The sequence below is a fragment of the Mesomycoplasma ovipneumoniae genome (genome assembly GCF_035918255.1).
Classification (GTDB): domain Bacteria; phylum Bacillota_I; class Bacilli_A; order Mycoplasmatales; family Metamycoplasmataceae; genus Mesomycoplasma; species Mesomycoplasma ovipneumoniae_A.
On record NZ_CP142136.1, the window covers coordinates 649,008 to 662,846 of the forward strand.

Annotated in this window: 9 protein-coding genes; 5 read left to right on the top strand and 4 right to left on the bottom strand. The window is 27.2% G+C overall.

The window, feature by feature from the left end; translation table 4 throughout:
* Positions 1-269: 269 nt before the first annotated feature.
* From hinT to U3G01_RS02285, 3 genes are read right to left on the bottom strand one after another with little or no spacing between them, the layout of a single operon-like run.
* Complete coding sequence (gene hinT, locus U3G01_RS02275; protein ID WP_010321431.1) at positions 270-605, bottom strand: histidine triad protein HinT; 336 nt, start codon at positions 603-605, stop codon at positions 270-272.
* Between the two features lie 24 nt (positions 606-629).
* On the bottom strand, positions 630-2,231 hold the full coding sequence (locus U3G01_RS02280) for a HinT-interacting membrane complex lipoprotein P60 (protein ID WP_255031294.1): 1,602 nt from the start codon (positions 2,229-2,231) through the stop codon (positions 630-632).
* A 15-nt stretch (positions 2,232-2,246) separates the two neighbouring features.
* Positions 2,247-4,355, bottom strand: a complete 2,109-nt coding sequence (locus tag U3G01_RS02285) for a HinT-interacting membrane complex protein P80 (RefSeq protein ID WP_255031295.1) — start codon at positions 4,353-4,355, stop codon at positions 2,247-2,249.
* A gap of 158 nt (positions 4,356-4,513) precedes the next feature.
* On the opposite strand from U3G01_RS02285, the gene U3G01_RS02290 reads away from it, so the two are divergent.
* The 5 genes from U3G01_RS02290 (at position 4,514) to U3G01_RS02310 (ending at position 11,140) form a co-directional block, all read left to right on the top strand.
* Complete coding sequence (locus tag U3G01_RS02290; RefSeq protein ID WP_255031296.1) at positions 4,514-5,857, top strand: HAD-IIB family hydrolase; 1,344 nt, start codon at positions 4,514-4,516, stop codon at positions 5,855-5,857.
* Positions 5,858-5,877: 20 nt separating this feature from the next.
* The gene (locus tag U3G01_RS02295; RefSeq protein WP_255031299.1) at positions 5,878-6,843 is read left to right on the top strand and encodes a DnaD domain protein; all 966 of its coding nucleotides are present in this window, start codon (positions 5,878-5,880) and stop codon (positions 6,841-6,843) included.
* A gap of 14 nt (positions 6,844-6,857) precedes the next feature.
* A complete protein-coding gene (locus U3G01_RS02300) occupies positions 6,858-7,820 on the top strand; it encodes a hypothetical protein (RefSeq protein ID WP_255031300.1) in 963 nt (320 codons plus the stop codon).
* Positions 7,821-8,125: 305 nt separating this feature from the next.
* The gene (locus U3G01_RS02305) at positions 8,126-9,784 is read left to right on the top strand and encodes an IS1634 family transposase (protein ID WP_326564823.1); all 1,659 of its coding nucleotides are present in this window, start codon (positions 8,126-8,128) and stop codon (positions 9,782-9,784) included.
* A 174-nt stretch (positions 9,785-9,958) separates the two neighbouring features.
* Positions 9,959-11,140 carry an IS3 family transposase gene (locus U3G01_RS02310; protein ID WP_326564822.1) on the top strand — a complete coding sequence of 394 codons (1,182 nt, stop codon included), beginning with the start codon at positions 9,959-9,961 and terminating at the stop codon, positions 11,138-11,140.
* Between the two features lie 764 nt (positions 11,141-11,904).
* Here U3G01_RS02310 and pepF read toward each other — a convergent pair.
* Positions 11,905-13,728 carry an oligoendopeptidase F gene (pepF, locus tag U3G01_RS02315; RefSeq protein WP_255031164.1) on the bottom strand — a complete coding sequence of 608 codons (1,824 nt, stop codon included), beginning with the start codon at positions 13,726-13,728 and terminating at the stop codon, positions 11,905-11,907.
* Positions 13,729-13,839: the final 111 nt, after the last annotated feature.

Below are 13,839 nucleotides of genomic sequence, written 5' to 3' on the forward strand. Positions count from 1 at the left end.
TTGCTTTATTTGATTAATAAGTAGATTTTGCATTCATGAGTGTTAGATTTAAAATTTAGTGTTTTGCTTTGATAGTAATTTTTCCTAAGTTTGCCAAAAAAGTTAAAAAGTGACCAAAACTAAACCAAGACACTTTTTTAAGATTTTCTCATCAAACTGGGAAACTCGGGAAAAATTATAATTTAGTTGAAAAAATTTTGAAACTTTATGTAAAAATAAAATTCCCCTTTTTTTGAGATTTAATTCAAAAAAAGGGGAATTAGTTATAATTATTCTTCTTTTTTATAAAACGGAATAATGTGAATGTGCGTGTGAAAAATTGTTTGTTTTGCATCTTTTTCGTTATTAACTTGAAGTCTAAAACCGGTTGCGCCAAGCTGCTTAACTTGGTCTAATGCTAATTTTCTTGCAATTTTTACTAAATAAGTAAGATCTTCATCGGAAATGTGAAATAAATTTCGTGAATATTTTTTAGGCACAACTAAAAAATGGCCAGGTGAAACCGGAAACTTGTCAAGAAAAGCGATAACTTGATCATCTTCAAAAATAATTTTTGCTGGTGATTTTTTTGCAATAATATCTAAAAATAATGTTGTATTTTCCATTTTTCCCCTAAAGTTTTCTAACAATTAACTAATTTTTACAATTGGGTCTTTAGTTTCGATTTTATATCCAATTGATTCAAAAAAGTCTTTAGCATCACGGAAAATTCCGCCTTGATCAGCAAGATATAATGAATAAGCTAGTTTTGTTTTTTCTTGTTGGGTATTTCAAGGTGTATTTTCAAGCGAAAAGTAGACTTGTTTTGTGTTATTTTCTTGAACAATTTTATCATACAGAGGAGCTAATTTGTTATAATATTTGACCGATATTTTTGACAAGTCAGAGCTAACCGCCGGAATTCCACTATCAATTTTTGGTAAATCTTGACCTTCAGCATTTATCTGAGGATTATAAAAAGTTCTATTTTCATCCCAACTAACATCAACATTGTAATAAAATTTTGATGAATTTATACTAATTTCGACAATAACACCAACAGCAAATTTATTAGCATCATTATCTTTTGTCGGAATTACGTTTTTAATTTTATATGATATTCCTGAAATCTGGGTAGGAATTTTGATCTCAAAGTCAGAAATTTGAACTTGATCTTTAGTTTTTTTGCGGTCAAAATTTGGACTTAGCTCAACAGGAAACATTTTTGCTTGATTAATTAAGTTAAAATTCTGGAAATCTTTAGCTGACCAAAGAAGATTTGAAGTTGGATCTAAAAAACCAGATTTAGTTTGACCTTGAACTCTAAGATCGTTAAATTGGAAAGATAAGTCACCTAAAGAAGCATTTTGACGGTACAAAATTCCAGCATATCCAAGCAATAATGTTGTATCAATGTCATCATTTTTTCCGAGTTTTTCAAATTCTTGCTCTTTGCGAGTTAATCTAGAATTAATATTTTCGCTACGTAAAAGTGTGTTAAAAGTATTAGTATCTTTAATTTTTAGTTGCGAAAAAGTACTTATACTATTTGGGTCGTTTGATTCAAATTGCCAAACTTGAACCGGATTTTTTGTTAACATTAAGTGAATTAGAAAAAAATCTGGTGAATTTGGATCAATATTTTGAAAAATTTGCCGTGATGTAAAGGATGTTCTCGCTGAAATACCATCTTTATAAATTTGCGAATCCTTAATTAAATTTGGTTGATCAAGTTGAGTTAAATAAGCCTTAACTAGCAACATTTTATTTATTTCACGCGCAATTCCGGTTGAAAAATTATTGTATAAAACAATAAATGCTTGATCATTAAAAGTCTTATTATAACCAACCTGAGGTGATAAAAGTGCAAAATCACTGGCTGAAATTGCATTAGTACTTTGTAATTGGGCAATGAATTTTAAACTATAAGTTGGATCCAAACTAATTTGGTAGTTTTGGTAAAAATCAAAAGCCGCTTTTGCTTCTGCAAAAAATTGCGAATTTGTATTTCTAAATTCGCTAGCAAGTGAATTTGAGCCGGTTTTGAAAATGTTTTGAGCTAAAATATTTTCAACATAGGCATTTTCAACAAAATCCTTAACATCATTTGAACTTATTCTTCGGTCTTCTTCAATCCTTTCGGACGAATCAACATTAACAGCGCAAGAAACTAAAGCACTAAAAGATGTGCCTACAACTAAGAAAAACGGTAATTTTTTTAAAAATTTGTTTTTTTTGGGGTGATTTTTCACAAATTTTCCTTTCAACTAATGACTAAATCGAAAAAGACTTTCAAGTTTGTCAATTATCGCCTGGCGCAACTCTTTTGATGGATCGGCTTTCAATTCCCAACGTTCTTTTTGATTATTATACCAAAAATCTGCGCTTAAATCATTTAAAGTTGCGTTAGAAATATAATCTTGTAACTTTTGGTTAATATTTAAAACCTGAGAAAGAACGTAAAAATTCAAAAAATTTTCAGACGATTGTAAAACTGAATTTAAAAAATCGGTTTTTTCTTGCTCAACTGTCGTTTTCTTTGACTCTAAAAGTTGTTTTTGATAATTTGCATCACGAACTAAAAGTGATTGAATAAAATTATTATTCGAAATATCGGCAAAAAGTTGACTCATGTTTATTGTTGAATTTTGTTTTGAGTCAACTTGATTATTAGCACTTAATTGCAATTGGTGAGAAATTATTTTGTTAAATTCCTCAAGACTACTAATTTTATTTAAACTCAAAACTTTCATCCCTTTAGAATCAAGCACTAATTTTAAATTATCACCTAAATTATAAACTAAATGAGTACGATAATCATTTTCATCTGCACCAAAAGTTTCTAAAAAAGCTTTCCCTGCCTGAGTAAGTTCATTATCAGAAAGTCCTTGAATATATGAATGAAGCCGTTGATTTAAACTTCTAATTTCACTAATTGGCTTAGAATTTAACTCAGATGGGTCAACAAGCAAACTTGGGGCATTTTTAAAGAGTAAATCTTTAAGTTTTTCCATTAAAGTTTTACTAAATAGTTTTTGTTTTGGCACGCTTGAGCTTGCATTTTCTAAAAAAGCAAAAATATAGCCAGCTTCATTATTTATTAAAGTTTGACTAAGTGAGGCAATCGGAAGTTGACCTAAAATTTCAGCACTTCTTTTATTATTTTCATAATCTAAAGTAGAAAGTAGAATTTTGTCTTGATTATTTTGGGTCGGATCAGTAGAATTTCCACCTTTAAAATTTTCAATTAGTTCCAAATTATTGCTAACTTGCTCAGCAAGTGATGATTCAGAACTTGTTTTTAAAACTTTATAAGTTAAAAGTTCTTGGAGAGTTTTTTTATCAACACTTCAAGGAGATTTTGCATCTCTTGCATTTGGTTTTGCATTAATTGAAATTTGAGAAATTTCAAAAAAGTTGAAATTTCCGGCCAAAGGTGCTTTTGGATCAAAATAAATTTCGTTAATTATTTTAGTCGGATTTACATATTCCTTAATAAAAGAGTTAGTAATAAAAGCGGAAATTTTAGGATCATTTGAGGCTGAAGTCGGATTTGGACTAGCAATATTTGGACCAAAGCCATTTTTGCCGATCTCGATTAAGCCGGCAAATAATTTTTCGCCTTTCTTATAAACTATTTGTCCTTTTTCGTCTTTAATATCATCTTTCAAAATTCGATCTTCAATATCACTTTTAGTAAAATTTTTATTAATTCCCAATTTAAACCGGGCAAAAGCGACATCTTGTGCCGCATTAATTGAAAGAGCTTCAACTGCTTGGTTAATATTAACAGCATTATTAAAACGCGGATCTGAATTTAAATACTTATTGAATTCAGTCTCTCAATTATTAAAGCCAAAAGTGGTTTGGTATCTACTACGCTCATCATGAAGAAAATTTCGTTGGGATTGACGTATTTCTTCAAAGGACTGCAATGTAAACCGGCGGGAATTTCCTTGAGTTTTGTCAGTGTTTGTATTTTCCCAGGCTGCTTGAAAGACTTTGGATGCTTCATATTCTTGATTATATAAAAATTCAATTAAATATTTTTGAGCTTCACGAAGATCATCGCGCTGTTTTGAATTGTCAGATTTAAAAACACTCAATAATTCTTCAACTTTGATATTTTTGTCTGAAATAGGGGACTTAAGAATTACTATATCGGATTTAGGATCGCGGATTTCTAGATGATTTGTACCACCACTTGAATAAGACAAAGGAATTCCAACCCCAAGGCCAATTACAGTTAAAAAACCGGCAGTCAAAGTAATTGGAATTCAAATTTTTTTGGCTTTAGCTGGCGCTTTTTCTTGTGGTTTTTTCCTTGAATCTGAATTCAAATTGGCGATCTTTTGAAATATATTTTGCTTTTTCATAAATAAATCCTTAATTTGTACTAAAACTCAAAATTATATTATAATTTAGTAATATTAAAAAACATTTTTTCAACTAGAAAAAACACTTATTAAAATATTATATAATTTTAGCATTTTTTATATAATTTTGCTGAAAATATTGCAAATTTGGTTTAAATATGTTTTATAAAATTGCTTTTATCGATCTTGATGGTACCCTTTTAGACATTGGAAAGGGGAAAAACGCCCAAATTTCAGATACAAATTTGCATTCAGTAAGAAAATTAGCAAAAGAATGTAAAATTGTAATTTCAACAGGAAGAAAATTTTCGACTGATATTGTTAATATTGGTAAAAAAATTTCTGCAAATTTTTATGTTTGTCAAAATGGCGCCGAAATTTATGACCAAAATTTAAATTTAATCTTTGAATCCACCATTAATCAAAATATTGTAGAACAAATTCTCTCTTTTGCAAAAAAATGAAATGTTTCAATTTCATTTGATTCAAAAATTGTTTTTTCTACTCCAAAAAGTTTTTTGTATCTTTTTTCAAAACTTTTTTCAAATCTTCAAGTAAAAAACATTAACAAAATTGACTTACCAAAAAGTGTCAAAAAAATTTTGCTTTTTTCACCTAATATTTTTAAAATAAGTAAATTTAGAAAATTTCTTGAGGAATTTTTTTCTGAAAAAATTCAAATTTATACTATTGAAAAAGGATTTGTTATTGAAATTACCGATTTTAATGCCTCAAAAGGTCAAGCCGCCGTTTTTATCTCAAAAGTTGCTAATATCTCATTAAATTATTCATTTCATATTGGCGATTCTGAAAATGACATTTCAACAAAAAATATTGTCCAAACGTTAATTTTGATGAAAAATTCGCCCAGAAAACTAAAAAAACATGCTCATATTATCGGCTATAAAAGAAAATTCGGGGTAGCAAAAGCGCTTGAAAATTTCATTTTCAACCCAAAATCTATCGCAATAGTTGGGTTTTACGCAAGTGGGAAAACAACTTTTTTAAAAGCAGTTGAAAAATTTGGATATTCTATTTTGTATACAGATGAATTTTATTTTAATTGTTTTTCAGAAAATAAGCCATGTTTTGAAATAGTTAAAAAGTTTAAACCTGATTTTATTCATAATAATGTCCTAGATAAAAATAAACTTCGCGATTTTATGGTTGAAAGCCAACAAAATCGTGATTTTATTGAACAGAAAATCTATCCAATTTTAGAAGAGCATTTAAGAAACAATTATTACCATTTTGTCGAAATACCTAATTTATGGACAAAAAATGCCGATTTTCAGGCATTTTTTTGAAAAACAGTCTGAATTAGCGCATCAAGGAAACAATTACTTTTAAACATTAAAGCCAAAAAGGTCAAAAAAGAAGTTTGACAAAAAAACCAGGCATTAAATGGCAATAAAATAAAATTTTATAATGTCAAAATCTCAAATTCAAGGTGAAAAAGACCATCATTTTTCCCAAAATTTTTCACAAAAATTTTTAAATAGGGCTACAATTTCACTTTGCTATGCATTCCTACTTTGTAATTTCAAATTCTGATTTTGATCAAAATGATTTAAATAATTTGTTATATTTTTATTTTCCCGTTGTTAAATTTCAAGGTTATCTTTTGTTCCAATATTTTTTAACTATCAAAAACACAAACGAGCCAATTAACTTTGATTTTTTGGACAAAATTTACAGTATTAGCCTTGATAATTTTAATAAAACTCGTGAAATTTTGGAATGTTTAAATTTAATTCAAACCTTTTATGATTCACAAAAAGAAAAATATTTAATTGAAATAAAAAAACCTTTAAATTCTGAGCAAATTGACAAAAATCCTTATTTAAAACCACTAATCACTGAAAAAATTACTGATAAAAGATACTTAAGTTTAATATCAAAATTTAAAAATAATTTTGAAAAATTTGAGTTTAGACAAATTGAGACTGATAAATTCCATAATCTTTCAAAAAAATTTTATGAAATTTTTGGACAGAATAACCAAAACATTTCAACTATTTTTAGTTGTGTTAAAAATATCGACAAAAATGAAGCAAAAAAAGAGTTAAACTTTGAAAAATACCACTTATTTTTAACTGGAAATTCAATGAGACCGCGACTTCGAAATGCATTATTGAAATATGTCGAAGAAAGAAGTTTTTCTAATTGAGCGATTAATAATGTTATTGAATATTGTTTTAAAGTTGGCAATCAAGTAAAATTTAATTATATTAAAAAGATTCTTGATAATTTGTGAGATGATCAAATTATTAGTGGTTCTGATGTTGAACTTGAACTTGAAGAGATTTTTAGAACAAAAATAAATAATAAAAATAAATTTGAAAGTGCAAAAACTAAAAAAATAATTGACCTTGAATCAAGTGCTAAAAAAATCTCTAAAACAAAAAGTCCTAAAAAATCAAAAGTTGAAACACCTGAAATGATAAATACAATTTCCTGATTTATTGATGAAAATGAAATTAATTAAAAACTAAGTAAAATATGACAGAAATGCACCCAAAAACTAAAAAAACAACTAGCAGTAATTCAAACAACAAAGAGATAGCAAAATCACTTATTAACGTTTTAGAGAAAATTTTAAGTAACGATGATCATGATAGTCTTAAAAATAATCAAGTTATTAAAAATGATAAAAATAACCTTAAAAATTATCAAATATCAGCGAATTTAGATAATAAATTTTTAGACTTAGATTATGAATCTGCTCTTAAAAATCCAAAATTTGCCAGTTGAATTAAACAACTCAAAATTGATAAAAATGAGTATTACGAAAATTTAGACCTTTTTTGGCGAGCAACTGAATGGGAAAAGTTTCCTAATTACAAATTTGAAATAATAAGGGCACCTGAAACAAGAAAACTTGAAGGAAAATGTATTTTTCTCTGATCAGAAGACAATAAAAAATGAGCTGAATTTTTACTTTTGCCAGAAATAAGTTTTCCTAAATTTAAAGATTTTGTCAAAATTATGAAACAACTTAATATTGGAAAATTCGGGCAAATTTTACCTTTATTAGAAAAATTTAAAATTTATTTAAATAAAAACAAAATGAACCAAAGTTTAGTTTACTGAACTAATTGAGATAGTGTTTCACAAACCTTACTTTTGAAATGTTTTACTGTTTTTTTTGCAATTCGAAAAATTAATGTTGGCTACTTTAACTTGTCTGAAATTTGTCAATTTATTACCGAAAACAAGACAAAATTAACGCAAAAACTAAAAAATGTGGATGTTCTAATTGTTGAACTAGATATAATTAATAATTATACAACTTGATTTTTGGCTGAATTAGAAAAAATTATTGCCGAAAGAATAATCACAAATAAACTTACAATTTTAAGTTTTGATTTTGATTTTTATAACAAAAGTGGCAACCAAAAAATCCCTAACCTTATTAAATATCACGGAATAAACGGCTTTGACTGACTAAATGAAAATAATTAATTGTTTTTTTAATTTTGGATAAATATTTAAAATTTGACTAAAAATCGATATTGAATATTTTTTTACCCTGAGTTTGCCAGTTTGATGGCAAAAATTCACTTTTTAGTGAATATAAATACACAAAAATACCGGTAAATCCGGGTTTTTCCTGAGTTTCCCAGTTTGAAGGCAAAAATTCACTTTTTAGTGAATACAAATATGAAAAAATAACTGTAAATCAGTATTTTTTTATCGTAAAACCTTATTTTTTATTAATTCCGTTTAATTACATTTTTAAATTAATTTTTATGGTATAATTATAAATTATGAAAAAACAAAATTTGGTTTTATTTAATGTTTGAGGAAACTCGAAAGATAAACTATATAAATATGTTGGCTGAACACAAGGTTACGGTAAAGCTCCAAAACGGTGATTTAGTTTAGGAAATGTGCAAAATTTGGAAAAAATTAATCCAAATGCTATTCAAATTATCAAAGAAAAGTTGAAATTGTTTTCAAATTTAGATGACATGAATAAAGTCAAGATTGCTTTGCTTGATTCTATTAAAAATTCCACCATAATCGAAGGTTCGGTTTTTGTTGGTGGGGAATTAATTGAAAAACTTATTGAAAAGCACAATATTTTTGAATCACTTCCTAAAAGTAGACATAAAAATATGAAAGAAATTTTTAACTACTTAATTTCAAAACGGATCACTGATCCTGGTAGCATTATTAATGCTTTTGATAAAAAAGATGACTACTCAAATCAAATAAATACTTCCAAAAATAGCTTTTATAGACTCCTAGATCTTGTCTTTGAGTCACAAAATCAACTTTTAAATAGTGTCAACAAAATGGTAACAAGTGAACTTGGAAAAAGGGACAGTGAATTTTATTTTGACTCATCAACAGTCTATTTTGAGACATTTGAAAGAAATGGATTAAGAATTCCTGGTTATTCTAAAGATGCTAAATTCAAAGAAGACCAAATTGTCATTGGCTTAGCGTGTGATAAAAATGGTATTCCTTTTCATATTAAAGTTTTTAAAGGAAATACCGGTGATTCTAGTACATTAATCCCTTTTATTTTAGATGTTGAATCCAAATATAATATCAAAAATATGACAATAATTGCTGACCGTGGGATGTCAACTGCGGCAAATATTCGGTTTCTTGAATCAAGAAACTATAATTTCATTATTTCTTATCGTGCAAAGGTAGGAACTCAAAAATTTAAAAATTATTTACTAGATCCAAGCGATTATGTTGATGTAAGTGCGGATTTTAAGTATAAAAAAGAAGAATTTTATTCATCTTATAAGAATAAAAGGTACACCGAAAATATCAGAAGAAGAATTATTACTTACAGTAAAAAAAGAGCGATAAAAGACAGAAAAGCTCGTGAAGAGCAAATCGAAAGTTTTATTAAAAAACAAAATAAAGACGGTTTTATCGAGGTAAACAAATTGTTTGGTAAAAAACCTAAATATTTTAAGGAAATTTCAAACATGAAATTTGAATTAGATCAAAGTAAAATTGACAAAGACAAACAATTTGATGGCTACTATGTTTATGAAACAAATATACTGAATTCGAATGTCTTAGATATAGTTGAAAAATACCAAAAACAGTGGAATATTGAAGCTAATTTTAGAAGTCTAAAAGGTTTGTTGAATATTCGGCCCGTATTTTTAAGAATTGACGAGCACATTCTAGCTCATACACTTTTGTGTTTTATCTCACTAGTTATTTTAAAAACTATAATATTTAAAATCAACAAACATATTAGTGACAACAAGTTATTTGAAAACAATCAATTAACTGAAGTTGGTTTAGTAACGATGTTGCAAAAATTAAGGCAAAGGGTTGAATTTAACACTTTAGATCAGCAAATAACATTTAAAAATCGAGATGGTGTCCCTAGTGATCCGAATATTTGAAATAGGTACGATTTTTACTTTAATATCTTAATAAATAGGTAAAAAAAATTGTAATTAACTTTTAACAAAAAATTTAAAAAAGCCCCTAAAACTAAACCAGGACAAAAAAAATTAACACTAAAGGTGTTGGCTTTTTTTGTCCGAGTTTAGGAGAAAGCTAACACCCAATGTGTTAGCTTTTTTAAATTTTCAAATGCAACAAAACGGAGAATACTAATGTCAAGGCACTTTATAAAAGACGAGTTTGATATGATTTATAAAATTTACAATGAATTTGGATTAAAACAAACAATAAATTATATAAATGATATTTCGCCAGAAACAAATTTTATAACCAGAACACAACTACTTCGAAGAATCAAAAAAATTATTCGGTATTATAATAATGGTATGCAAGATCAATTATTAGATAAAAAAGGCGCGAACAGAAAGCCAGGGAGTGGCAAACGTAAAAAACCAATTGAACCTGATTGAAACGAATTTACAAAAGAAGAATTAATAGAAATAGCTAAGAGATATTACGAAATCAATAAAGATAAATTAAAATCAGGAAAAATTAGTGAAGCCAAAACACTAAATATTCCTTATAGCAAATCTGCAAAAATTTTTAATGTATGCAGGCAATCAGTGGCAAAATCTAAAACTAGAGTTATAAAAGTAAGGGAACACAAAAATGATGCAATAATTAAAAAATCCTTTCTTGATAACAAAGGTAGATATGGTCGCATAAGGTTGAGTGCTTATATTTCTATGAAATATAATATTGACATTCACCCTCGAAGTCTTGGCAGACATTTAAAAAGATTGAATTTAGTATGCAAAATTAGAAAAAAAAGAAGAAAGAGCGAAATTAAGAACACCAAATTCGCACTGCCGGATATTGTTAAACGCGACTACAATGATAAATTAAATAGAAATATTTTTGCTACTGATATTACATATATAAAAGCTCCCAGAGATGTTAAGGAAAGCCATGTATTTTTGTCTGTAATAATTGAGCATAAAACTAAAAAAATCAGAGATTTTAAATTATCTGTAAGCAATGATCTTAATTTAGTTATGGATAATATAAAGACATTTAGGTCTATTGATAAAAATTTTGTTATTCATTCAGACCATGGATTTCAATACACTTCAAAAACCTATATTGACAAAATAAATAAAATGGGAGGAACTGTTTCATTGTCTCGCATAGGAAATTCTTTGGATAATAGGGAGGCTGAATATTGATTTTCAATTATAAAAAGTGAATGCTTAAACGAGTTAAACTACAGTAAAATAACTTTTGAAGATCTGAAAAAAATAATTGCAGATTATATATATTGATACAACAACTATAGAATTCAATCAATTTTAAATTGAAAAACACCACAGCAATATGCTATGATGTTACAATAATATTAAACTGTTAATTTTTTTTGTCCTAGTTTAAACCGGATACTTTTTTAAAATTACCTTATGAAACTGGGAAACTCAGGTTCACTTTTTAGTGAATATAAATACACAAAAATACCGGTAAATCCGGGTTTTTTGACCTAAAATCTTAATTTTTATTATTTTAAAATTAACCCCTTTGCAAAAAAAAAAAAAAAAATGCTTGGTTTAAAAAAATTTTGAGTTATAATTAGACTAACTTAAGAATAAATTAATAAATTTTGATATTGAATTATGGAGGAATAAGTTATGTTTTTGGCACAATAAACTTAGATAATGCCATTTTTTCCATTATGGCTTTAAATATAATGGAATGCCTTAAATTTAACCGTTTAGAAATCTACAAATTTATGGCTCTTAATTATTGTTCTTTCAAAACTTCATATATTTTTTTAGGCTCATTGTAAGTAAAAACGAGCTTTCTATTTACATTGAGTTTAAATAGTAGTTGTATTTTTTTATGATTTTTGTTGTTTTATCCATAAATTGATTTTTGCCAGTGCTTTAAAATAGGTAATTGACTTTTGCCAAAAAAATTAAAAAAGTGCCAAAACTAGAGACTTTTTTAAGATTGTCTTATCAAACTGGGAAACTCGGGATATCACGGAATAAACGGCTTTGACTGACTAAATGAACATAATTAATTGTTTTTTTGTTTAAAAAACAAAAAAACATGTGAAAAATAATCACATGCTTTTTTAATTTTGGATGAAATATTTAAAATTTGACTAAAAATCAATATTAAATATTTTTTTACCTAGACGAATATACTCATCAACTTGACTTTCAAGAAGTGAAAAGGCTTGACGGTACATTTCTGGATCACTAAGATCAACTCCAGCTTCTTTGAGAATTTCGCTTGGCCAGTCAGAACCACCTTTTGAAAGGAAATTTTCGATGTAATTTTTTATTGCTGTTTTTCCTTCTTTTTTGTATTTTTGGAAGAAAACATTAGCAGCAAGATAACCAATTGCATATTTATAAACATAATATCCATAATAATAATGAGGAACAATTACGCTATAAATAAAGGATTTTTCGTCAATTTCATCATCATTTGGTTTATATTTTTTAATTATTTGACGGTAAATTTCAACAAAATCATCATATGATCCAGTTAGTTCGCCACTGTCCATTTTTTTATATAAAACAGCCTCATAATCAGCTCAAATAACTTGGCGCTGAACTGTAGAAATAAAGGTTGAAATTTTTTGTAAAACAATATCAAATTTGAGGTTATCATCATCTTGATTTTTCAAAAGATAATCATCAACCATTAATTCGTTAAAGATTGAAGCTATTTCGGCAAGAAAAATTGGGTATGAACTGTTGTGATAATTTTGGTGTAAATCAGAATAATAAGAATGAAGTGAGTGTCCTAATTCGTGAGCTAAAGTATGAACTGAATTAATTGTAAAATCAAAGTTCATAAGAATATATTTTTTTTCAAGACCGTAAGATCCACCAATTGAATATGCCCCAGAACGCTTAGAAGGCACGTAGTGATAGTCAATTCAACGATCTGAAAAAGAGTTTTTTACAATTTCTACATATTCTTGACCCATTGGTTCTAAAGATTTAAGGACAATTTCTTGGGCATCTTCGACAGAATAATTATCTTTAATCTCAACAAGTGGAACTAAACGGTCTCAATGATTCATTTTTGTTCCAAATTTTGCTTTATAAAATTGTTTTTGGGCATGAAAAAATTTATCAAAAATTGGAAATGCTGCAGCAACATTATTAAATAAGTTTTGCAAATTATCTTCTAAAAACCGATCAGAAGACAAGCAAGCTTGAATTAATGAATCATAATTTCTTGTCTTTGCATCAACTGAGGCAGATTTAATATGTTGATAAAATAAATTTGCAAAAGTATTTTTATGTTCCAAATAAGCTGAATAATAATTTTGATAGGCTAACTGACGAACATGAGGGCTTCCGGTTTTTAAATAATTAAAATAATTTGTCGAATTAAGTGGTAATTTATCGCCTTTTTCGTCGATAATATCAGCAAATTTAGTTTCTGAATTTGAAAGAATTGAAAAAATTTTATAAACTGAAACTTCACCAAAAGATGTTTTTGTAAGATATTCTTCAACCTGATCATCAAGTTTGTGTTTTTTATTATCAAGTCGATAATTTAAATCTTTTAAATAAGGTTTTACGCGTTCATCATTTATTCAGCTGAGAATTTTTTCTTCATTTTTATAAAAAATAACATCAAGTGAACCTAATTTAGCCTCAAATTCTGACATTAAGAAAGAAAATTTTTCATTAAGTTGGCTAAAAACAGGGCTAACAACATTTGTGCTTATGTTGTTTGAAATGTAATTATAAATTTTGTTGTATTTGATCCCAAAGTCTTCTTCAAGTTTTTTAAAATGAAGAAAATTTTCAACATTGTCAAATTGTTGATCCTTTGTTTGAATTAATTTTTGCGAAATTTGGACTATTTCGGCAAAATTCTCCTCAATTGTTTTTCCTTCAAGTAAGACTTCTAGATCAAAACGGTGCTTTTCGGGAATTTCTGAATATTTTTTAAATTGCATTTTTTCTCCTTTATTTTTGTAAAATTTCGCCCTTAATTTCCGATATTACATAAATAATATAATTTAAGGAAAAATTAAATTTAGAATATAATTTTACCTTATTTTTTCAAA